The following is a 23,287-nucleotide window of genomic DNA, read 5'->3' as shown; positions in this document are numbered from 1 at the left end:
AATGGTCCGTTCGTCTAGGGGTTAGGACGCCAGGTTTTCATCCTGGTAACAGGGGTTCGATTCCCCTACGGACTACACATTTGATTTAGGACCTATGGTCCCTTTAAAAAACATAACAATAGGATAAAATGGCAAATCACAAGTCAGCATTAAAGAGAATAAGAAGAAACGAAGCAGTGCGTTTGCGTAACAGATACCAGCACAAAACTACTCGTAACGCTATCAAAAAATTGCGTACAGAGGAGGATAAGAAAGCTGCTGAAACATTGTTGCCAACGGTTGTTGGAATGATCGATAAATTGGCTAAGCGCAATATCATCCATGCTAACAAGGCTGCAAACCTTAAGAGCAACCTAATGAAAAGAGTAGCTACTTTATAATCTACTGTAGCTTTATCATATAAAAAAAAGCCTCGTTTTTACGAGGCTTTTTTTGATGGTTAATGTTTCTGTTTAAACTCTTATTTGTCCATTACCAAATACATAATATTTATTGGTAACCAACTGCTCCAGGCCTAAGGGACCTCTATGGTGCAATTTATCGGTACTAATGGCCAATTCTGCCCCAACGCCCATCTGTCCACCGTCAGTGAATCGTGTGGAAGCGTTGTGGTAAACTGCCGCACTGTCAACCTGATCCATGAATTCCATGGCCGCATTGGACTGTGAGGTCATAATGGTTGCCGAATGTCCTCCTGAATACTTATTTATCTTTTGGATGGCCTCATCCAAGGTGTCTACGGCACCCAAACAGCATTTCATGGCCAAAAATTCTTCGTGCCAGATCGCTTCATCCTCAATGACTTCTTCATTGGGCAATATTTCACGAATTTTGTCGTCCACTAAAATGGATACTCCGTTTTCGTTCAAGACCTTTTTTAGATCTTTTACCTTCTCCTGATAGCCTTCTATATGCGTATCAACCAAAATCTTATCCAAGGCGTTGCAAGCTGAGATTTTATCTGTTTTGGCATTGAGGATCACTTTAATACTTTGGTCCCAATCGGCGTCCTTGCTCACATAAAGGAAGTTGTTACCCCTACCGCTGATGAGTACGGCACATTTGGCGTGCTCCTTCACAAAAGCAATTAGTCGCTCACCGCCCCGTGGGACTATCAAGTCCAACTTTTCGGTAGGATTTTTTAGAAACTCTTGGGTTTCTGCCCTGTTCATGTGCATTAACTTGATCCAATCTGTATCCAAGTCATTTTCTTTTAAGGCTTCGTGCCAGCAAGATTCCAATATTTGGTTGCTGTGAAAGGCTTCCTTTCCTCCTTTTAATAAGATCTTGTTATTGGCCTTGAAAGCCAAAACAGCAGCCTCAATCGTAACATCCGGTCTGGATTCGTAGATGATCATGATGGTTCCAAAGGGAGCTGTTTTGTTCTGGATCTTCAAATCGTTCTCCAGAATTCTTTCAGATTTTATTTTTCCTACTGGATCTTCTTGTTCCATGACTTCCTTAATGGATTGTATCATGCCGTCCACTTTCTTTTCATTGACTATAAGACGGTCATACATGGCCCTATCACTTTTGTCAAAAAGATCAAGATCTTTTTTATTGGCAGCTATGATAGCTTCCCTTTTACGGTCCAAGATGGTCATCATGGACTGCAATACTTTATTTTTTATATCTGTCTGTAATAATTTCATTAATACGATTTAAATTAAACTGTAATTTTTGTACCTACATTTTTCCCGCCAACGATATCTAAAATAACATTCTTTCTTTTTCCATTGGCGATATAGGTAGGGATGTTCTTATTGGCGGTCTGTTTGGCAATATTTAATTTAGAGCCCATTCCACCTCGTCCTTCGGCTTCTCCCTTGTCGATGTTTTTAATGTATTTTTCAACATTTTGATCCACTTTGACATTTTTGATTACTTCGGTATCTGCATCATCTGGATGCCCGGTGAATAGACCGTCTGTATCCGTCAAAATAATCAACTTGTCGGCTTTCGTAAGTTCTGCTACCAAACTGGCCAGCTCGTCATTATCCGAGAACATGGAGTCGGACAAGGTCACGGCATCATCTTCATTGGCTATGGGGACAACACCTTCCGACAGGAGTCCTTCATAACAATTGATCATGTTTTCCCGGTGGTCTCCAGGATTGAAATCTCTCTTGGTCGCCAAAACTTGGGCACATTTCATTCCGTAATCTTGGAAGATATTGTAGTAATGGCGCATCATCCGTGGCTGTCCAATAGCTGAATAAACCTGTCTGCGTGTTGCCTTGTCCTTTAAATTGCTTTCACCCATAACCTCCATTCCGGCTATCACAGAACCCGAGGAAACTAAAATGGACATAATGTCCTGATCATATAGTTCAGCGATCTGTTGCACCAAATGGTCCAATACAGGTTTAACAATTCTGTTGTCTTTGTTGGTCATCACATTCGTGCCAACTTTTATAACTATTCTTTGCTTGTACATGATTTATTTTTCTTCGCCTAGTTCTACAGCCCTGTTAAATGCTGAATACGCGGCTTCTTTGATTAATTCTTTTACATTGTTGTCCTCCATTGAATCGAGTGCAGCCCGGGTAGTACCCCCTTTTGAGGCCACCCTGTCCATCCATGAATTTGGGGACAGATCCGATTGGTTGAACAAGTCTACGGCTCCTTCAAAAGTTTTACTGACCAATACTTTGCTGTCATTGGCGGAGAAACCCATTTTTAATGCGGCCTCCATCATACTCTGCATAAAGTAAAATACATATGCCGGTCCGCTACCCGAAATTCCGGTGGAAGCATCTATAAAGTTCTCTGAACTTACATAAATAGATTTTCCTGTCGTGTCCAATAGGTTTTCAATGGTCAAAAGTTCTATTCTGGAAACTTCAGCGGAGGCGGTGTAGGACGTGACTCCTTTACCAATTTGCGCAGGTAAATTAGGCATGGCCCTCACTACTTTGGGTATCCCCATGGATTCCTGCATGGTACTGATGGTAACTCCGGCCATAATAGAAATAACAATCTGGCCTGGATTGGCCATTGTTTTAATTTTTGCAAAAAGCTCCTCACTGTGGTAAGGTTTTACTGCTATGAAGATCAAATCTGCCTTTGGTAGGCAATCTTCTAATTTTTCAAATACGTCGAAATGTGAAATTTTTTTAAGGGACAGGATTTTTTCAGGGGAACTGTCCAAGATCATTAAATTTCTTTTCTTTAACAATTTGGATTTGGACATTGCTTCCGCGTACGTTAGGCCCATGTTTCCTGCGCCTATGACTAATACTTTCATGTAGATTTTTTAGTTATTAATAATATTTCAGCTTATAAGTCGCAATTATCATGCGAGGCTGCCATTCTGCTGATAGAGTATGGCTTTGGTAGTAGTGAATACTATAGATAATAGTTATACCAAGCCACAAGCGTACGTCATACGTACGGTGACAGATCTAGGATGTTGCGAAAAATATTCAAAATTCTTCAAAAATGGCTCCCAATCGCTAATTTAAGTCTGAAAATGTGTCAGTATTGACATAAAATAGCAAATTTTTAGCGCAAATACAAATGGTAATACGGACGTACGTTTGAAATGCATGGGGGTATTTGGTAAATTACTGTCAATAAAATAGTAGGAATGCCGGTTACTATGAAGCAAAAAAAAACTCCAATAACCTATGGTGGTGATTGGAGTTTTATAAGTATGATAGGGATGTTCTATTGATTCATCGTCAATAAAAATTCCTCGTTGTTCTTTGTCTGTTTGATGCGTTGCTCTATAAATTCCATGGCCTCTACAGGATTCATGTCCGCCAGGTACTTACGCAAGATCCACATGCGTTGGATGGTGTTCTCATCCAATAACAGATCATCTCTACGTGTACTAGAAGACGTAAGATCTATAGCAGGGAATATTCTTCTGTTGGAAATCTTGCGATCCAATTGAAGCTCCATGTTACCGGTTCCCTTGAATTCCTCAAAGATCACTTCGTCCATTTTGGAACCTGTTTCGGTAAGTGCTGTTGCAATAATGGACAAAGATCCACCATTTTCAATATTACGGGCTGCACCGAAAAATCTCTTGGGCTTGTGCAATGCATTGGCATCCACACCACCACTCAATACCTTTCCAGAGGCTGGCTGTACGGTGTTGTAAGCTCTTGCCAAACGGGTGATTGAGTCCAATAGGATAACCACATCATGGCCGCATTCTACCAAACGTTTCGCTTTTTCCAATACAATATTGGCAACTCTTACGTGTTCTGTAGCTTCTTTGTCAAAGGTAGAAGCAATTACTTCCCCACGTACATTTCGCTGCATATCCGTAACCTCCTCGGGGCGTTCATCAATCAAAAGTATGATTTGGTACACCTCGGGGTGGTTTGCCGCAATACCATTGGCGATGTCTTTCAACAACATCGTTTTACCGGTTTTGGGTTGTGCCACGATCATACCTCGCTGTCCTTTTCCGATAGGTGAGAATAGATCTATGATTCGGGTAGATATAGTACTTTGTCTCTCGGCGAGATTGAATTTTTCCTGTGGGAACAAAGGTGTAAGGTGCTCAAAAGAGACTCTGTCCCTTACAATTTGTGGATCCAGGCCATTGATCTTGTTAACCTTGATCAAAGGGAAATATTTTTCACCTTCTTTAGGCGGGCGTACATTGCCCAGTACCGTATCTCCCGTTTTTAGACCAAATAATTTAATTTGGGATTGGGAAACGTAGATGTCATCCGGAGATGATAAGTAATTGTAGTCAGAGGATCTCAAGAATCCATAGCCGTCCTGCATGATATCAAGAACACCCTCGCTTTCAATGATACTATCGAATTCAAATTCTGGCTCCTTGTACCTGTTCTTTAAATCTTTATCAAAATTGCTATTGCCCTTGTCCTGCTTTTGGTGAACGGGCTTTTTATTTAGATTTTTATGGGGAGCTGCACTCTTGGGATGTTCCTTTTTTTGATGCGCTTCCTTGGGGTTGCTGTGCTGCGGACGTGGCCTTGGCCTTCTTTCAGTAGGGGCGGTGTCGGCACTGCTTGGCTTTCCACTGCTATCCTCGGACTTGCTGGGCGTACTGGATTCTGCAGTAGGACTCTTTGGCTTGTTCTGGGTGCGTTCCCCTTTCACAGGTGTGCCCTTTTCCTTTACAATCCTTGATCTCTTTGGTTTGGAATCTACTTGCTCTTCACTGCCGGAAGTAGCGGCTATTACTGTTTCTGTAGCCTTTGGGTTGGAGGCCTGAACATCTAGAATTTGGTAGACTAGATCTAGTTTTTTTAGGGTTTTGTACTTGGAAACATTTAAACCCTTAGCAATATCCTGAAGCTCAGGAAGCTTTTTTGATTTTAAATCTGAAATTTCAAACATTAAGTGTTGAATAAATTATACTTGAATTGAAAATTTTGAAGTGTATTGTTATTTGGGTATTACAGGATAATGATATCCCCTTGATGGTAAGTGTGATAACTAATAACAAAGCAATATTACAAATTATTTTCAATATTTCATGGATAATTCTTAAAAAGACGCTTATTTTTGCCAGTGAACAGGAACAAAAACAATGATTCAAAGAATACAGACCGTTTATTTAATACTTGTTATCCTTTTGGCCGGAGTGCTTCCTTTTTGGATCAACCTGTGGTCCGATGCCAATGGAAACGAAATTTATGCGGCCAACGAAATTATAGTATCTTTGATTTTCTATATTACCGCAGTATTGGCCTTGGTGGCCATATTGTTATTTAAAAACAGAAAAAATCAATTTGTGGCAAACAGATTGAACATGATATTAAATCTTTTTTTACTAGGGTTGTTTGTTTATCGATCGCTAAACTTATCCGGAGAAAGTAACATTTCTGAGAAGGGTATTGGGATGCTGATTCCTATCTTTTCTATCGTTTTTTTAGTGTTGGCCAATAGGGCCATAAAAAAGGATGAGGATCTTATAAAATCTGTTGATCGTTTACGGTAAGCCTAACATTTTAGTTTTATTAGTGCGTGAAACCCGGGGTTGTTCCCGGGTTTTTTATGGATATGATTTTCTGATCAAGCTCCTCTTTTGCCCAATTCCACTATTTCGAGATCTTTAATGTCCTTCCCATCTATGGTAAACCGCAACATGGTCCGTACGGTATGAAAACCGTGTTTGCCGCAGGCTCCGGGATTCATGTGGAGCAATCCCAATTTTTTGTCCCACATCACCTTTAATATATGGGAATGGCCAGTAATGAATAGCTTTGGTGGGTTGGCTTTGATCTCCTCCCGTATCCTTTGATTGTATTTGTTGGGGTAGCCGCCTATATGGGTAATCCATACATCCACATCCTCGCACATAAATCTATTGTCCAATGGGAACTCCATTTTAGCCTTGTGGTCATCAATGTTGCCATAAACTGCTTTTAAAGGTTTGATGGACTTTAGTACATCCGTTACTTCTAGCTGTCCGATATCACCGGCATGCCATATCTGGTCTGCCTCTTTGGCATATTTCAATATGGTATCGTCCATGTGGCCATGGGTGTCGGAAAGGAGTAAAATTCGGGTCATAAAACTTAAAATATGCTAAATTATGGTTGTGTTGGATTTCAGTTTGGGAGGATTAAGGTATCTTTGCGATCACAAAAATACAGTATTCGTTTGAGATATTTTGTTGCCTTTTCGTACTTCGGGAAGACCTACCATGGATGGCAGAAACAGCCCAATGCATTGACGGTACAACAGGTGATGGAAGAAACTTTGTCCACCTTGTTGAGGCAAACAGTGGAATTGATGGGGGCGGGGAGAACGGATGCAGGGGTGCATGCCAAACAGATGTATGCCCATTTTGAGGTTGATGCGATTGAGGATACAGATGATCTCTGTTACCGTTTGAATGCATTTTTGCCTGAGGATATTGCCATAAATGGAATATATGCGGTGCCAAAAGATGCACATGCCCGTTTCGATGCTGTTCAAAGGACATACGAATATTGGATCGTGCAAGAAAAGAATCCTTTTTATATAGATTCGGCCCATTATGTCAAACACCCATTGGATGTGGACAAAATGAACGAAGCGGCATCCCTTTTGATGAGGTTCAACGATTTTGAATGTTTTTCCAAATCAAATACAGATGTTAAAACCTTTTTATGTAAGCTAAATAGGGCGGAATGGACTATACAGGGAGATGTTTTGATCTTTACCATCACGGCAGACCGTTTTTTACGGAATATGGTTCGCGCCATTGTAGGGACATTATTGGAAGTTGGTCTTGGAAAATCCACTTTGGAGAATGTGGAAGAAATAATTAATAGTAAGGACAGGAGCAAGGCTGGGGTATCCGTTCCCGCAAAGGGACTATATCTCACACAGGTAAGCTACCCACCTCATATAAAATTGAATTCATAATATGGATAAAGATACAGGTAAAGCCTTTGATATAAGGTTGTTCAAAAGGTTGATGAGGCATACCAAACCTTATAGTGTTACCTTTTACGGGGTGGCCTTTGCAGCTATCCTTTTATCCGTATTTGCCGTGCTAACCCCAATTTTGGTTGGTGATATTGTGGATGTAGCTATTAAGAACAAAGATTCCGAAAAGTTACTGAATCTGATCGTCATCATGTCCGCTGTTTTATTGGGAGAGGTGTTGAGCCAATTATCTTTTAACTACTACGCCAACTGGTTGGGAGAGTCTGTAATCAGGGATATACGTATTGCCCTATTTAAGCATATGATCGGTTTTAGGATGAAATATTTCGACGGGTCTTCCATTGGGGTGTTGGTCACCAGGGCGGTGGGCGATATGCAGCGTATTGGAGAAATTTTTAGCCAGGGCTTTTTTGTGATCGTATCGGATCTATTGAAAATGTTTGTGGTAGCCGGCGTGATGTTGGTATGGAACTGGAGACTGTCCCTTATTGTTTTTGCCATATTGCCAGTATTGTTATACGCTACAAGATTGTTTCAAAAGGCCATGAAAGTGGCATTTATAGAAGTGAGGGCCCAGGTTTCCAATTTAAACTCATTTGTGCAGGAACGGCTCACGGGGATGAAGATCGTTCAGTTGTTCAACAGGGAAAAATTGGAGCGTGAAAAATTCCGTGCAATAAATGAGAAGCACCAGAATGCATGGTTGAAAACAGTTTGGTACAACTCCATTTTCTTTCCGATTGCAGAAATAGTATCCTCCATAACCATTGGACTAATTGTATGGTATGGCGGGGTGCAGAACGTGACCGGAATCAGTGAGGAAGAATACGGAACGATCTTTTCTTTTATATTATTGTCCCAGATGCTGTTCAGGCCTTTGCGTCAGATTGCCGATAAGTTCAATACGCTGCAAATGGGGATGGTTGCTGCCAACCGTGTCTTTAAAATATTGGATACCAATAGTTCTATAGAAGACAATGGGGACCTGGAAATGAAGGAAATTAAGGGCAATATATCTTTTCAGGATGTTCGCTTTGGATATTTGGAAGACGAGGAGGTGCTCCATGGAATTTCTTTTGAGGTGAAGGCCGGGGAGACCATCGCCATTGTTGGAGCCACAGGTGCGGGCAAGTCCACCATAATCAACTTATTGAATCGGTTTTATGAAATCAATTCCGGTACCATTGCCATAGACGGTACGGATATCAAAAAGTTTAGATTGGCTTCCCTGAGGACCAAAATAGCCGTAGTGCTACAGGATGTATTTCTTTTTGCGGATACCATTGCCAACAATATCTCTTTAAAGGATAAATCAATTTCTTTGGAAAGCATCGAAATGGCAGCAAAACAGATAGGAGTACACGATTTTATTTCCAGTTTACCTGGAGGATACCAATATAATGTAAAGGAAAGGGGCACCATGTTGTCCAGTGGGCAACGACAGCTGATCGCCTTTCTAAGGGCCTACGTGAGCAATCCGAGTATCCTAGTTTTGGATGAGGCCACCTCTTCGGTAGACACCTATTCCGAGCAATTGATTCAAAAGGCCACGGAGAAAATTACCGAGGGAAGAACCTCCATCATTATCGCCCACCGCTTGGCAACCATCAAGAAGGCCGATAAAATACTGGTCATGGATGCCGGAGAAATTATTGAAATAGGGACACATCAGGAATTGTTGAAAAAGGGTGGGTATTACAAAAACCTTTACGAAGCGCAATTTATGGCCGAAGAACTGGCCTAACTTAGTAGATCAGATCATTCTTGACCATGCTGGTCAGTTCATTTAAGTCCTTGAACAGGGTAAATTCCCCATTTTTTATGTAGGATATGGCTCCTGTTTCCTCACTAACTACGAGAGCCAGGGCATCTGTCTTTTCTGTTATGCCCACAGCAGCCCTATGCCTAAGGCCAAATCTTAAGGGAATGGAGCGTTCATTGGAGACGGGCAGGATAACCCTAGTGGCAACAATAAAATTGTTTTGGATGACCGCAGCACCATCATGTAACGGACTGTTTTTGTAAAAGATACTTTCTATTATGGGCTGGGTAACCTCAATATTCATTTTATCACCGGAAGATTTAATAAAATCCAATGAGTTGTTGCGTTCAATTACGATAAGTGCCCCGGTTTTTGAGGTACTCATTTTATCACAGGCGCCCACAATGGCTTCCACATCTATTTCTGTAGTAAGGGCCTCTTGTTTTAGAAATTTAAACTGACGCAGAAAACTACGCTTGGAAGCCACGTTGGTGGATCCTACCATGAGTAGAAACTTTCGGATCTCTTGTTGAAAAACAATGATCAGTGCGATAAGACCAATATTCATAAAGCCCCCGACCATACTGCTGATCATTTGCATTTCTACCAACTCCGTCAATTTCCATAGGGCCCAAACAATGACGATCCCAATAAAAATATTGATGGCAACCGTTCCACGGACCAGTTTATAGATGTAGAAAAGAAGAATAGCTACAAGTATGATGTCCAAAAAATCGGTAATCTTGAAATCTAGAAAATTTAAAAAATCCAATGCAGCTGTTTTTTGTAAAAATAGGAAAAATAGGTGAACCAAAAATCTCTTGATCTTACAGGATCGCCTGCTTCAATTTGATACATTCCATGGCCTCCTTTACGTCATGTACCCTGAGGATGTTGGCACCTCTGTTCAAGGCCACCATATTTAAGGCCGTTGTCCCATTAAGCGCCCCTTGTGCATCGGTGCCTAAAATTTTATAGATCATGGATTTCCTGCTAAGACCTGCCAAAATGGGCAATTCCAGGCATTGTAAAAGGTCCATTTTGCTCAGGAGTTCATAATTCTGCTCCACCGTTTTGGCAAATCCAAAACCTGGGTCAACAATGATGTCATTGATCTGTGATGCCCTTGCAGCCGCAATTCTTTCTGAAAAGTAATATAGGATGTCGTTTGTCAGATCTTTGTACGCCGTTTCGTACTGCATGGTCTGTGGGGTTCCCTTCATGTGCATCATAATATAGGGCACCCGATAATGGCCTACGGTAGCCATCATATCGGCATCCATTTTTCCTGCAGAAATATCATTGATCATGGCTGCACCCCTATCCAAACATTCACGGGCAACTTTGGCCCTAAACGTATCGATGGACAAGGTGATATCGGGGAAATTTTTTAGAAGCAACTCCACTATGGGCGTAATTCTCAGCAATTCTTCCCCTTCAGGTACATGAGGCGCCCCAGGTCTGGAACTATAAGCGCCCACATCAATAAATGTGGCCCCACCAATCAACATCTGATCTGTCTTGTCCAAAATTGCTTTCTCATCCCTATATCTGCCCCCATCAAAAAAAGAATCCGGAGTGATATTTAAAATACCCATTACTTTTGGGATATTTAGGTCGATTAAGTTTCCTTTGCAGTTAATGGTCATAGGATTGGATTAGAAAAGAGGATAGCTATAAAAGTAAGTTTGATCCGTGAACTTTGAACAATTAAAAATTTTAAGCGAAATTTACACAAATTAGAATTACTACATGCAGCAAACCTCAGAACAATACGACGCAGTCGTAAAAATTTGTCGAGATCTGTTTTTGAAGAAGATGAAGGATTATGGCTGTGCCTGGCGTATTTTGCGACTTCCATCATTGACCGATCAAATCTACATCAAGGCACAAAGAATCCGTGGATTACAGGAAAACGAGGTCCGCAAGGTGGAAGAGGATGAAAAATCGGAATTTATAGGTATCATCAATTATTCCATTATGGCCCTCATTCAAATTGAAAAGGGGGTGGTAGAACAACCCGATCTTTCGGCCGAAGAGGCACTTACCTTATATAATAAGCATATAAACAATACCAAAACCCTTATGGAGAACAAGAACCATGACTATGGTGAGGCCTGGAGGGAAATGAGGGTCAGTTCCCTGACGGATTTGATCCTTCAAAAACTATTGAGGGTCAAACAAATAGAGGACAACAAAGGAAAAACATTGGTGAGCGAGGGTATTGATGCCAATTATCAGGATATGGTCAATTATTCCATTTTTGCCATGATATTATTGGAATCCCAAAACAAATAAAATAACGGTATTATCATTATATGAAGTATTTAGTAGGGTTTAGTAGAATTTTTGTAGGCATATTATTTATTATTAGTGGTCTTATAAAACTGAACGACCCAGTAGGGTTTTCATTTAAATTAGAAGAATATTTTAGTCCAGGCGTCCTGGATTTGCCTATTTTGATGCCATATGCCTTGGCTATTTCCATCATTGTGGTTATACTGGAGGTGGTGCTGGGGGTAATGCTCTTGGTTGGTTTTAAAGTGAGGTTTACCGTTTGGAGCCTCTTGCTCATGATCGTGTTTTTTACGTTCTTAACCTTCTATTCTGCGTACTTTAATAAGGTTACGGATTGTGGTTGTTTTGGTGATGCCATAAAATTGACCCCTTGGGAATCGTTTACTAAAGATGTGATCTTGTTGGTGCTGATTTTAATCCTCTTTTTTGGGATCAAACACATTAATGCCATCTTTGGGGAAAGAGTAGGGGCCCTGGTTTCATTGGTTGCGGTAGTGGCCTGCGGATTTTTTGCCAACCATGTATTGAACCATTTGCCGGCCATTGATTTTAGGCCCTATAAGATTGGAGTCAATATAGAGGAGGCCATGTCCGTTCCGGATGATGCTCCAAAGGCTATTTATGACTATGCTTGGAAATTCAAGGTTAACGGAGAAGAGAAGGTCATAGTGACCCAAGGTGGTTATCCTACCGTAGACGGGGAGTTCATTGATGTGGAGACAACGGAAATACAGAAAGGATATGAACCACCTATTCACGATTTTACCATTGAAAGGGATGGGGAGGATATGGCAACATCACTTTTAAAAGAAGATAAGTTGGTTATGGTCATTGCATATGATCTGGCGAAAAGCAATTTAAATGTCTTTTCGGATATAAAGAAAGTGACGGATCTGGCCAACAGTAAAGGTTACAAGGTCATAGGAATGTCTGCCTCCAACGATCGATTGACCAAAATGATCGTAGATCAGTACCAATTGGACTTCGATTTTTATTTTACAGATGAAACGGCACTTAAGACCATAGTGCGATCTAACCCAGCTGTGCTGGTACTAAAGAATGGTACCATTGAGCAGAAGGTACATTATAAGGATATAAACGAATTAAAATTCAATTAAGAAAAGTTAAAATACAACAAGATGAGAAGTAAAATAGTTGCAGGAAATTGGAAAATGAACAAGAACCATAAAGAAACTGAGGCATTGCTCACGGAACTGTCGGCGAAACTGCCGGATACATCTGCCGAGGTGATGGTAGCTCCAACTTTTGTGAATTTAGCTTCGGCCGTAGATCATATGGAATCATCGGCCATTGAGGTCATCGGCCAGAATATGCATTTTGCGGAGAACGGTGCATTTACCGGAGAGATATCCGCAGATATGCTCTTGGATATAGGAGTAAGTACGGTCATTATAGGACACTCTGAAAGAAGGGCTTATTTTGGGGAATCTGACGAGATTTTGGCAAAAAAAGTGGTAGCTGGCCTTAACAAGGGTATGCGCATCATGTTTTGTTTTGGGGAAGAACTACAGGATAGAAAGTCTGGAGATCATTTCAAGGTTGTAGCCAGTCAGTTAAAGAACGCCCTATTTGGCTTGCCCGAAAGTGCGTGGTCCAAAATAATTTTGGCGTATGAGCCAGTCTGGGCTATTGGAACAGGTGAGACTGCCTCGCCAGAACAAGCTCAAGAAATGCATGCCTTTATTCGTAAAACCCTTACAGAGGCCTACAATGCCAAAATAGCCAATAGTGTATCTATACTTTATGGTGGTAGCGTAAAGCCGGGTAATGCCGTCGAAATATTTTCCAAGCCAGATGTGGATGGCGGACTTATAGGTGGTGCTGCCTTGGTTGCAGATGATTTTATTGCTATTATAAAAGCGATCTAATCGCATTCAAGAGCTAAATATATTTTTAATAAAAAGGGGATTTCATTGACGGAATTCCCTTTCTTTAATCATGGCGTACATATGCAAATCAATTCATATATCGAATATACATTTACCGTGAGCCCGTTACAACCGGCAACGGATATATTAATTGCCCAACTGGGTGAAATAGGCTTCGAAAGCTTCGTGGAAACCGAGGATGGTGCCTTGGCCTATATTCAAAAGGATGACTGGTCCGATGACATGTTGTCCTCCGTTCAAATCCTCTCCAATCCCAATTTTGAGATTGATTATAATATTGCGGAAATAGAGCAGGAAAATTGGAATGCCACCTGGGAACAGAACTTTGCTCCTATTCAGGTTGGAGACGCCTGTGTGGTAAGAGCTCCCTTTCATGAGAAGCCAAAGGTGACCTATGATATCGTGATAGAACCCAAAATGAGTTTTGGAACGGGACACCATGAAACAACCTATATGATGATGCAACATATCCTGAACCACGACTTCACCGGAAAATCTGTACTCGATATGGGAAGTGGAACAGGGGTATTGGCCATCCTTGCGGCGATGAAAGGGGCCGCTCCCGTAGAAGCCATTGATATTGACAACTGGTGCTATATCAATGCCATGGAGAATGTGGAACGTAACCAGCATCCCGAAATAAAAGTCTTTGAAGGGGACGCCAGCTTATTGGAAGGTAAAAAGTTTGATGTTATCATTGCCAATATCAATAGGAATATTCTTTTGGAGGATATTCCAACCTATGCCAAGTGTTTGAACTCGAAGGGATTGTTGTTTCTAAGTGGTTTTTACCAAGAAGATATGGAGATTATAAGCGATAAATGTAAGGAGGTTGGATTGGAGTTTGTAAGTAACATAGAAAATAATAAATGGGTTGCTGTTAAATTTCAAACTCTCAACTAATATTGTTAAATAAATATCATAAAATCAAAATTTTGTAATATATTTCTGTAATTATTGTAAGTAAATTCTTAACAACTCAAACTTTTATTTAATTTAATTACAGAAACTTATTATGAAAAATTTAAAAACTATCACCGTTCTTTCCCTTTTTTTGGCGGTCTTTGTATCCTGTCAAAAAGAAAATGATTTCAATCAGGACGTCAATGAAAATTCATTGGAAGCTATTCCACAGGAATTGTCGTTGGAGGTAACGGATGACATCATTAGCTTGCTAAAAAACAATCATTATAATGTTGGTGATACACAAGTAATCGATTTCTTATTGCCAGATGGGAGCACGGAAAAGCGCATCCAGGTGGAGGGTGACATTACTTTTTCAAAAGCCCAGTTGGAAAGCTTAAAGAATCTTAAAAAAAGTGATGATAAGAATTATCATACCGATAATCTTGTCACTCCAAGAACACTTACAATTATTGGATATACAGGTGGTAGCCAGGCACTTTCCAGCAAAGAGCGCACGGCTTTGCAGTATGCCGTGGATAACTATAACAACCTGAATTTGACCATTACCCTTTCCTTATCTTTTGGTACCAATTATCAGAATAAGGATATGGTTGTTTATTACAATCCCAGTGGATCAGGTTCTGGTGGTTCTGCAGGATTTCCAAGCAACGGGAATCCACACAAGTATATTCAGATCTACGGTCTGGACAACTATTCTACCGATGTGAACGAGCATGTAATTACACATGAGATTGGGCATTCTGTTGGTTTTAGACATACCGATTGGCAAACCAGACAGAGTTGTGGACAGAATACCAACGAAGGTACTGCCGGAGTAGGCGCAAATCCAATCCCGGGAACGCCTGAAGGTTATGATCCTACATCGTTGATGTTGGCTTGTTTCAGTGCCAGTGAAGATGGAGAATTCAATGCCAACGATATTATTGGCTTGAATTATCTGTACTAAAAAAAAACCATTACAACTTACTTACAATAGCTGAAAAGTGCCTTCATGGCACTTTTTTTTATGTCTTATTCTCGATCAATTCGATACATCTAAAACTAAAAATTATTATATTCGTTAAAAATAGTTTTCCATGAGTACAAAAGAAAAACTCTCGGAACAATTGCTTCTCGAGGAAGATACGGTCAAACAAAACGAGATAATTCTATTCAATGACGACGTTAATACTTTTGATTACGTCATTGAAACTTTGGTTCAAGTTTGCGACCATACCTCCGAACAAGCGGAACAATGCTCATTAATTGTCCATTACAATGGAAAATGTACCGTTAAGACTGGAGAGTATAGTGATTTGAAACCTCGATGTAGCAAATTGTTGTTGGCTGGGTTAAATGCAGAGATTGTTTAGTGTTACTTTGGTTCTATGGTTGTGAATTAAAGTTTTACTGTAATGGAATCATATGCTCTGAAGCGTACCATCTTTTAAACCAATAAATTTGAGAGTTCACTATATCTATCTCTTTCTTCTTTGTTTATTTCCTTCATTTTTATTTTCTCAAGAATTACCACCCATACAGAACTTTTCTCCAGGGGATTACCAAGGGGGTAACCAAAACTGGATGGTTTCCCAAGCCTCCAATAAATATATCTATGTAGCCAACAACGCTGGGTTATTGGAATACAATGGGGAGAAATGGAAGTTGTACGAATCTCCAAAAGGAACTATTATCAGGTCGGTAAAGGTTATCGATTCCTTGATTTACACGGGTACCTATATGGATTTCGGATACTGGGCCAAAGATATTTATGGAGACCTTGTATATACTTCACTGAGTGACCAATTAGAACAACCACTAGTTGAGGACGAGCAATTTTGGAACATTCTGGATTTTGGGGATTGGATGTTGTTCCAATCATTGGACCGTATTTATATTTACAACACCAGGGATAGGTCCTTTGAAATTATAGATGCGAAAACTACCCGTTCCAAAATATTCAAAGTAGGAAACACTGTTTATTTTCAAAAAATAAACAAAGGGATTTTCAAGATTGAAAATGGTTCCGGAGTCTTGGTTTCCTCCGCTCCAAAATTTCAAAAGAATGTATTGGTTGGTGCCTTTCCATTGGGTAAAGACATCGTATTCCTTACTGAACTGGGAGAATTTTTCCTTATGAGGGAAAATGTACTCTCCAAATGGAATATTGCAGCCCAAGAAAATTTAGAATCTCTCAATATCTACAGTGCACACCAATTGAGCAACGGTAATTTTATAATAGGAAGCATAGCCAATGGATTGTACCAATTGGACCGTGAGGGAAGATTTTTGCAGAACATAAATAAGGAAAAGGGGCTGTTGAACAACACGGTACTCAGTATTTACGAGGATTACGATAAAAATGTTTGGCTGGGGCTGGATAATGGCATAAGTATGATCAATTTAAATTCCCCGTTCAGGGAATTCAATGATTTAAAAGGTAGACTGGGGGATGTTTATGCTGCAGAAGTATATGAGGGAAAACTGTACATCGGTACCAACCAAGGCTTATTTTTCAAAGATGAGAATACTCAAGAACCCTTCAAACCGATAGAATCAACATTTGGACAGGTGTGGTGCTTAAAGGTCATTGGAGAAAACTTGTTTTGCGGTCATAATAATGGTACTTTTTTGGTTAAAGGGGCCAAGGCCACAAAAATATCCGACTATCCTGGCACCTGGGATATTAAAAGGATAGGTACTGACCCTAACCTGTTATTACAGGGCAATTATTCTGGGCTCAGTGTTTTGGAGAAGAAAAAAGGACAGTGGACTTTTAGGAACAAGATATCAGGGTTTGATATTTCTTCACGGTTTTTTGAGTTTGTAAATGATTATCAATTGTTGGTCAATCATGAAATTAAAGGGATCTATACCTTGGATATCGATACAAAATTTGAAAAAATTGTAGGTCAAAAAAGTGAGCCATCCTTCGGTTTTGGATCAAGCTTGGTAACCTATGATGATACAATTTGGTATACGTCCAATAATGCTGCGGGGGTCTATTCGTACAATATCTTGGAGGGAAATTTTCAAAAAGATACCTTATTGTCATCTCATTTCTATCCTAGGGAAGACGGGGTCTTGGGGACCCTTATTTCGGATCAGGAGACGGGGAAACTATGGGGGTTTGCCAACAATAATCTTATTTACATAACACCTGGCAAATTCAATTCCAAGCCTCAGGCCGTCCGTATACCCATTACAGCTGCTTTGCGAAGAAGCCTTGGAGTTTCGGGATTTGAGTTCATGAAGCACTTAAATGGCGATAGTTATTTAATAGGGGCTTCCGATGGTTATATGATCTTAAACTTGGACAAGGTCATCCATAAAACATACGAGGTCGCCATCAATAGGATTTCCAAGGAATCATTGACAAATACCAAGGAGCAATTGGCCTTGAAAGATGATAGCGAGATCCATTACAAGGAGAACAACATCGATATATCCTTCAGTGCACCGGATTTTGACAAGTATACGGAGGTCAAGTACCAATATGTATTGGAAGGCATTTATGATCAATGGAGTCCATGGTCCAAAGATGCAGAGGTTTCGTTCAAAAACCTTCCTCATGGCAAGTATACCTTTAAGGTTAGGGCATTAATAGGAAACCAGCTGTCGGAAAACGTGGCCACCTATTCTTTTGTCATATTGACTCCCTGGTTTGCCTCTACGTTGGCATGGATACTATATCTGATTCTGGCCATTGCCATTTCCGTGGCCATACACAAAAGATATAAATCATATTATAAAAAGCAGCGGGAAGCTTTGTTGAAGGAAAATGAGAAAAAGAACAAGCGAAAGAAATTAAAAGCACAACGAAAGATCGTTCAGATCAAAAATGAAAAATTAATACAAGAGATCGAAAGTAAAAATCGGGAACTTGCAGTTTCCACCATGAGCATTATTAAAAAGAACGAGTTTCTGAATGCCATCAAGAAGCAATTGAAAGAGGTTGAAAACAGCTCGAAAGTGAAGTCGGTCATAAAAACAATCGACCGCAACATCAACAATGAGGACGACTGGAAATTCTTTGAGGATGCGTTCAATAATGCCGACAAGGATTTCTTGAAGAAAATTAAGTCGGTTCATCCAGATCTTACTTCCAATGACTTGCGATTATGTGCCTATCTCAGATTGAACCTGTCATCCAAGGAAATAGCACCTTTGCTCAATATTTCTGTCCGTAGTGTTGAGGTAAAAAGGTATCGTTTGAGAAAGAAGATGGACCTTCCCCATGAAAATAGCCTAACAGATTATATTCTAAACCTTTAAGCTCCCACAACAATCATTTATTTTACCACAACATTACCCATACAATATTGTTTTTCTTAATGTTCTGTTAAGGAAATTCTCAAGAATTACATTTTTTGAATTGTCAATAAATCAGGGGTTTGTGAGGCTTATTGTCAAATTTTGGGCCTATCAATTTCATTATGTATATTTTTTGTAGTGGTAAATTATTAGAATGGTAGATTTTGATATGATAAATTGTCATTTCAAAAATTAACTACAAATGAAATACACTTTATTAATTCTTACCATGATTATTTCTGTTGCCAATGTTTTTGGCCAGGAGTTTACAATCAATGGTACGGTAAAAGATGCGAGTATTAATGACATACTTCCTGGTGTCAATGTACTTGTTAAGAATCAGAATAGGGGGACCACCACTGATTTTGATGGCAACTTTACCATAACCAATGTAAAAGTAGGGGATGTGCTCTCCTTCTCCTATATTGGTTTCGTGACCAAAGAAGTTGCCATTAAGAATTCCAGTGATTTAACGGTCTTGCTCCAAGAAGATGTAAGTGCCTTGGATGAAGTAGTTGTGGTGGGTTATGGTACGTCTACAAAAAAGGAGATTACGGGTGCCGTTACGGTGGTTGGTTCGGAAACCATTGAGGATTTGAATCCTACACAAATAGAGCAAGCTCTACAGGGTCAAGTGGCCGGTGTTCAAATATCTGCACAATCTGGTTCTCCAGGTAGCGCTTCCAATATTCGAATCAGGGGTATATCCACGAACGGGGACAATCGCCCATTGATTTTGGTGGATGGAAACGTAATCGAAGATCTTAGTGTTATCAACCCAAGTGATATAGAGTCTATAAACGTACTCAAAGATGCGACTGCTGGTATCTATGGGGTTCGTGCTGCCAACGGAGTTATTTTAATTACTACCAAAACAGGAAGAAAAAATACCGAATTGAAATTCAATTACGATTTTTTTGGAGGTTACCAAGAAACTTCCAGAAAAATCTCTTTGTTAAATGCTACCGAATATGCATTGTTGGCCAATGAGGCTTTTGCTTCTGGTGGACAAGCGGTTCCTTTTCCAAGTGTTGCAGGTTTGGGCATGGGAACCAATTGGCAGGATGAGGTCTTTCAAAAGGCACCCATCATCAATCAAAGTTTAACCATGAGTGGTGGTACCGAAAAGTCAACCTATTCTGTGGGATTCTCTTTATTGAATCAAGATGGTATTGTAGGGGGCAATAAAGATAACTTCAAAAGATATACATCAAGGATCAACTATAACAGGGATTTGTTGGAGAGTCTTAAGCTAACAGCCAACATGATCTATACGGGGACCAATAAAAAATCACTTCCCGTAGGTGGTCTCGGATCAATTTTGTTTAACGCATTGAACAATGCCCCTACTTTTGAGGTTAGAGATCCAAATGGAGAATTTACACTTGCTGAAGGAGTTGGTTTAGGAGCTGAAGTAAGAAATCCGTTGGCAATGATTGAGAATACTTTTAACTCTGTTAAAGTAGATAAATTAAGTGGGAAATTAGGTTTGAATTATAGTTTCTGGAATGATTTTGTGGTAGAAACTAGTTTACAGTTCAACTATGCAGAAGTACAAGGGAGAAATTTTGAGCCAATAGTAAATTATGGTGCAGGTAAAATTGGCAACAATCAGAGAATTACACTAGCAGAGAACAAGGATATTTTTAAAGACTACACTTTTGATACTTTCTTAAATTACGATAAGAATATAGATGAGGATCACAATATAAAGGCAACCTTGGGGATGTCCGTTTTCGAAACTAGTGGACTATTTTCGGGAAGCACACGAGGGTTTTTTGATAACCCCGTGGATTTCGCCAATGCAGATATAGCAGATGCCGTAGATTTAAGAAACGAATTAAAATTGAGTGGGGCAAGCGGGAGGTTTAAAGAGCGTTTGCTTTCGTACTTCACTAGACTTCAATATAACTATAAGGGTAAATATTTACTTTCTGGAATCATAAGAAGGGACGGATCTACAAAATTTGGACCGCGCAACAAATTTGGTTATTTCCCATCGGGCTCCGTAGGATGGATTGTTTCAGAGGAGGAATTTTTAAGGGACAACAATGTTCTATCCTTTATGAAACTTAGGGGAAGTTATGGTATAATTGGTAACGATCGAATTCCAGGCAATGCATTCCGTGGCATCTTGAACGGTGAAGCAGCTTATGTGTTGGGTGGTCAATTGGTTTTCGGTAATGCCATTGGTATATTGCCAAATCCATCCATACAATGGGAAGAGCAGAAGACATTGGACATAGGGGTAGATCTAAAATTATTCAATGACAATATTGATATTACCGCTGATTATTTTAGAAAAAGAACTGAAGATCTCTTACTTCAGCCTCAGTTTTCGGGAATTTTGGGGGCTACTGCACCGGGATCTTCCTCACCTGTTGTTAATGCCGGTTCTGTGGAGAATAAGGGATTTGAATTCGCCATAGGCCATAATAGTGATGGCTCCAAAGATTTTTCTTGGGGTATCAATTATAACGTGACTTTTTTGCAAAATGAAGTACTCTCTGTAAATAATTCAGTAGGATTTATACCGGGAGGAGGCTTCGGTGTTGGTCAAGGTGATCTGCCATCCCGTATGGAAGCAGGAAAACCAATTGGATACTTCATTGGTTTACAAACGGATGGTATATTCCAGAACCAAGCAGAGATTGATGCCTATGGCGCACAGCCCAATGCAGCTCCCGGGGATATCAAATTTGTGGATGTAAATGGGGATGGAATTGTCAATACAGAGGACCGTACGGATATTGGAAATCCAATTCCTGATGCTACCATGGGTCTTAACTTGTCCTTTAACTATAAGAATTGGGATTTTAGCAGTTATGCCTTTGCAACCTTAGGAAACGATATCGTACGTAATTACGAACGTACTGAGAGCTTGGTTAATAAGTCTGTTTATGCATTGAATAGGTGGACAGGCGAAGGATCTACAAATTCCTATCCACGACTAACCACAGATGCAACTAATAATACTCTTTTCTCAGATTTCTATGTGGAGGACGGTTCATTTGTTAGAATCCAAAATATGCAATTAGGATACACGTTGCCCATAAGAACTGTGGAAAAATTGGGGCTTGATAAACTTCGTTTTTATGTATCCGCCAATAACGTATTTACTTTTACAGAATATAAGGGATATGATCCTAGTGCATCATCCGGAGCTCCTATTGGAGCCGGTATAGACGGTGGTTTTTATCCAGTTCCAAGAACATACCTTTTAGGTGCAAATCTTAAATTTTAATGGCTATGATTATGAAATATAAAATATTGAAATCTTCAATTATCGCATTCCTGATAGGGGCTGTAGCTATCTCTTGTAGCGATTCCTTTGTAGATGTGGACTCTTTTGATGAGGATTCAGAAAGTTTTTTCAATTCGGAGGAAGATTACCAAAGTGCCTTGATCGGGGCGTATGATCTATTGCAATCTACTTACTTGAACGTGATGTTGGGTGAGATTGCATCAGACAATACCTTGGCAGGAGGAGAAAGCGCTACCGACGTTCCGGGAATACAGGAGGTGGACAATATGTCACATACTCCTCTAAATGCCCAACTACGAGATATCTGGAGTTGGATGTTTGCCGGTGTCAATCGTGCCAATTACATTTTGGAATTTAAGGATAAGACAGATTTTGCAGGTAAGGAACAAGTTCTTGCAGAGGCTACATTCCTTAGGGCCTATTATTATTTTGAATTGGTGAAGTGGTTCGGAGATGTTCCATTGTCAGTGGACAAACGTTTGTTGTTTGGGGACCAGGACATTGTGGAGCGTACCCCTAAAGCTGAAGTGTATGCCCAAATTGAGTTGGACCTTATTTTTGCGGCAGCCAATTTACCGGCAGTGCAGTCCGAAACAGGACGGGTAACCAAAGGAGCTGCCCAAGCATTATTGGGTAAAGTGTATTTATACCAAGATAAATTTTCAGAGGCCGCTACGGTTTTGGAGGAAGTGATCAATACCGGACCTTATGATTTGGTGACCGATTATAACTCCATTTTTGAACAGGCCGGGGAGAACAATATAGAATCCGTTTTTGAGGTACAGTATACCGATGTGGAAGGTGCGGGATTTGGATGCCTGCAATGTAGTGAAGGAAACGTAGCCGTTGGTTTCAACGGGATCCGTAACTATACCGGTCCGGATTTTGATTCTGGTTTTAGTTTCAATGTTCCTACACAAGAAGCTTATGATGCTTTTGAAGCTGGGGATATCAGAAGGGATGTCGCCATCTTGGACATAGTCGCGTGGGCTGACCAGACTGGTGCTACTTATGTGGAAGGTTTTGAGCATACCGGTTTCTATAATAGGAAATATATAGCCCGAAAAGGTGATCTGAATACAGGGGATGCCAATTTGACCAATCCCAATAATTACAGATCTATCCGTTTTGCCGATGTATTATTGATGGCTGCCGAAGCCAACAACAGAAAATCTGGTGCTGATGATATCAAGGCTCAAACTTATCTGAATAGAGTGCGAAATAGAGCAGAGCTGGGGCCAGTCGTAGCTACTGGTGCTGCTTTGACAGATGCTATCTACAGGGAGCGAAGGGTAGAATTGGTCGGTGAGGGACATAGGTTCTTTGATCTGGTAAGAACCGGAAGGGCTGCACAAGTTATACCTGGCTTTACGGCCGGTAAAAATGAATTATTCCCAATTCCTTCCATAGAAATAGAATTGGCAGGAAACCGTTGGGCTCAAAACCCAGGATATTAATAAAATT

Annotated in this window: 20 protein-coding genes and 1 tRNA gene; 14 read left to right on the top strand and 7 right to left on the bottom strand. The window is 40.2% G+C overall.

What is annotated here, in order from left to right; all coding sequences use genetic code 11:
• The first annotated feature begins 3 nt into the window (after nucleotides 1–3).
• Nucleotides 4–75, top strand: a tRNA-Glu gene (locus WAA86_RS12450).
• A 53-nt stretch (nucleotides 76–128) separates the two neighbouring features.
• Nucleotides 129–380, top strand: a complete 252-nt coding sequence (gene rpsT, locus WAA86_RS12445; protein WP_337301334.1) for a 30S ribosomal protein S20 — start codon at nucleotides 129–131, stop codon at nucleotides 378–380.
• A gap of 72 nt (nucleotides 381–452) precedes the next feature.
• Here rpsT and WAA86_RS12440 read toward each other — a convergent pair whose 3' ends face one another.
• The 4 genes from WAA86_RS12440 to rho all read right to left on the bottom strand — a co-directional run bounded on the left by WAA86_RS12440 (nucleotide 453) and on the right by rho (nucleotide 5,325).
• Nucleotides 453–1,652 carry a glutamate-5-semialdehyde dehydrogenase gene (locus WAA86_RS12440; RefSeq protein ID WP_337301333.1) on the bottom strand — a complete coding sequence of 400 codons (1,200 nt, stop codon included), beginning with the start codon at nucleotides 1,650–1,652 and terminating at the stop codon, nucleotides 453–455.
• A gap of 14 nt (nucleotides 1,653–1,666) precedes the next feature.
• The gene (proB, locus tag WAA86_RS12435; RefSeq protein WP_337301332.1) at nucleotides 1,667–2,437 is read right to left on the bottom strand and encodes a glutamate 5-kinase; all 771 of its coding nucleotides are present in this window, start codon (nucleotides 2,435–2,437) and stop codon (nucleotides 1,667–1,669) included.
• 3 nt (nucleotides 2,438–2,440) lie between these two features.
• The gene (proC, locus tag WAA86_RS12430; RefSeq protein WP_337301331.1) at nucleotides 2,441–3,247 is read right to left on the bottom strand and encodes a pyrroline-5-carboxylate reductase; all 807 of its coding nucleotides are present in this window, start codon (nucleotides 3,245–3,247) and stop codon (nucleotides 2,441–2,443) included.
• 422 nt (nucleotides 3,248–3,669) lie between these two features.
• On the bottom strand, nucleotides 3,670–5,325 hold the full coding sequence (rho, locus tag WAA86_RS12425; RefSeq protein ID WP_337301330.1) for a transcription termination factor Rho: 1,656 nt from the start codon (nucleotides 5,323–5,325) through the stop codon (nucleotides 3,670–3,672).
• 193 nt (nucleotides 5,326–5,518) lie between these two features.
• Here rho and WAA86_RS12420 point away from each other — a divergent pair, with 193 nt between their 5' ends.
• A complete protein-coding gene (locus tag WAA86_RS12420) occupies nucleotides 5,519–5,929 on the top strand; it encodes a DUF4293 domain-containing protein (protein WP_337301329.1) in 411 nt (136 codons plus the stop codon).
• A gap of 74 nt (nucleotides 5,930–6,003) precedes the next feature.
• Here WAA86_RS12420 and WAA86_RS12415 read toward each other — a convergent pair whose 3' ends face one another.
• Nucleotides 6,004–6,504 carry a metallophosphoesterase family protein gene (locus tag WAA86_RS12415; protein ID WP_337301328.1) on the bottom strand — a complete coding sequence of 167 codons (501 nt, stop codon included), beginning with the start codon at nucleotides 6,502–6,504 and terminating at the stop codon, nucleotides 6,004–6,006.
• 90 nt (nucleotides 6,505–6,594) lie between these two features.
• On the opposite strand from WAA86_RS12415, the gene truA reads away from it, so the two are divergent.
• Nucleotides 6,595–7,344, top strand: coding sequence for a tRNA pseudouridine(38-40) synthase TruA (gene truA, locus WAA86_RS12410; protein ID WP_337301327.1), 750 nt, complete (start codon nucleotides 6,595–6,597; stop codon nucleotides 7,342–7,344).
• Nucleotide 7,345: 1 nt separating this feature from the next.
• Nucleotides 7,346–9,112, top strand: a complete 1,767-nt coding sequence (locus WAA86_RS12405; protein ID WP_337301326.1) for an ABC transporter ATP-binding protein — start codon at nucleotides 7,346–7,348, stop codon at nucleotides 9,110–9,112.
• 1 nt (nucleotide 9,113) lies between these two features.
• Here the strand turns inward: WAA86_RS12405 and WAA86_RS12400 are convergent, their stop codons facing one another.
• Nucleotides 9,114–9,902, bottom strand: a complete 789-nt coding sequence (locus WAA86_RS12400) for a diadenylate cyclase (RefSeq protein WP_337301325.1) — start codon at nucleotides 9,900–9,902, stop codon at nucleotides 9,114–9,116.
• A gap of 55 nt (nucleotides 9,903–9,957) precedes the next feature.
• On the bottom strand, nucleotides 9,958–10,779 hold the full coding sequence (folP, locus tag WAA86_RS12395; RefSeq protein ID WP_337301324.1) for a dihydropteroate synthase: 822 nt from the start codon (nucleotides 10,777–10,779) through the stop codon (nucleotides 9,958–9,960).
• A 103-nt stretch (nucleotides 10,780–10,882) separates the two neighbouring features.
• Between folP and WAA86_RS12390 the strand changes: the two genes are divergently transcribed.
• From WAA86_RS12390 to WAA86_RS12350, 9 genes are all read left to right on the top strand, one after another.
• Entirely contained in the window at nucleotides 10,883–11,428 is a 546-nt protein-coding gene (locus tag WAA86_RS12390) for a DUF1599 domain-containing protein (protein ID WP_337301323.1), read from the top strand.
• 20 nt (nucleotides 11,429–11,448) lie between these two features.
• Nucleotides 11,449–12,546: a BT_3928 family protein gene (locus WAA86_RS12385; RefSeq protein WP_337301322.1), complete on the top strand. Its 1,098-nt coding sequence runs from the start codon at nucleotides 11,449–11,451 to the stop codon at nucleotides 12,544–12,546.
• 21 nt (nucleotides 12,547–12,567) lie between these two features.
• Nucleotides 12,568–13,317: a triose-phosphate isomerase gene (tpiA, locus tag WAA86_RS12380; RefSeq protein WP_337301321.1), complete on the top strand. Its 750-nt coding sequence runs from the start codon at nucleotides 12,568–12,570 to the stop codon at nucleotides 13,315–13,317.
• Nucleotides 13,318–13,398: 81 nt separating this feature from the next.
• On the top strand, nucleotides 13,399–14,241 hold the full coding sequence (prmA, locus tag WAA86_RS12375; RefSeq protein ID WP_337301320.1) for a 50S ribosomal protein L11 methyltransferase: 843 nt from the start codon (nucleotides 13,399–13,401) through the stop codon (nucleotides 14,239–14,241).
• Between the two features lie 112 nt (nucleotides 14,242–14,353).
• The gene (locus tag WAA86_RS12370; RefSeq protein ID WP_337301319.1) at nucleotides 14,354–15,211 is read left to right on the top strand and encodes a M57 family metalloprotease; all 858 of its coding nucleotides are present in this window, start codon (nucleotides 14,354–14,356) and stop codon (nucleotides 15,209–15,211) included.
• Between the two features lie 130 nt (nucleotides 15,212–15,341).
• Nucleotides 15,342–15,617 (top strand): ATP-dependent Clp protease adaptor ClpS, encoded by a 276-nt coding sequence (locus tag WAA86_RS12365; RefSeq protein ID WP_337301318.1) that lies wholly within the window; start codon nucleotides 15,342–15,344, stop codon nucleotides 15,615–15,617.
• Between the two features lie 88 nt (nucleotides 15,618–15,705).
• On the top strand, nucleotides 15,706–18,519 hold the full coding sequence (locus WAA86_RS12360) for a triple tyrosine motif-containing protein (RefSeq protein ID WP_337301317.1): 2,814 nt from the start codon (nucleotides 15,706–15,708) through the stop codon (nucleotides 18,517–18,519).
• 241 nt (nucleotides 18,520–18,760) lie between these two features.
• Nucleotides 18,761–21,802, top strand: coding sequence for a SusC/RagA family TonB-linked outer membrane protein (locus tag WAA86_RS12355; RefSeq protein ID WP_337301316.1), 3,042 nt, complete (start codon nucleotides 18,761–18,763; stop codon nucleotides 21,800–21,802).
• Between the two features lie 11 nt (nucleotides 21,803–21,813).
• The gene (locus WAA86_RS12350; RefSeq protein ID WP_337301315.1) at nucleotides 21,814–23,280 is read left to right on the top strand and encodes a RagB/SusD family nutrient uptake outer membrane protein; all 1,467 of its coding nucleotides are present in this window, start codon (nucleotides 21,814–21,816) and stop codon (nucleotides 23,278–23,280) included.
• The last annotated feature ends 7 nt before the right edge of the window (nucleotides 23,281–23,287 follow it).

This window comes from Sediminicola sp. 1XM1-17, from assembly GCF_037203765.1.
In the GTDB taxonomy this organism is placed as follows: Bacteria; Bacteroidota; Bacteroidia; order Flavobacteriales; family Flavobacteriaceae; genus Sediminicola.
This window is presented reverse-complemented; position numbering and strand designations above follow the sequence as displayed.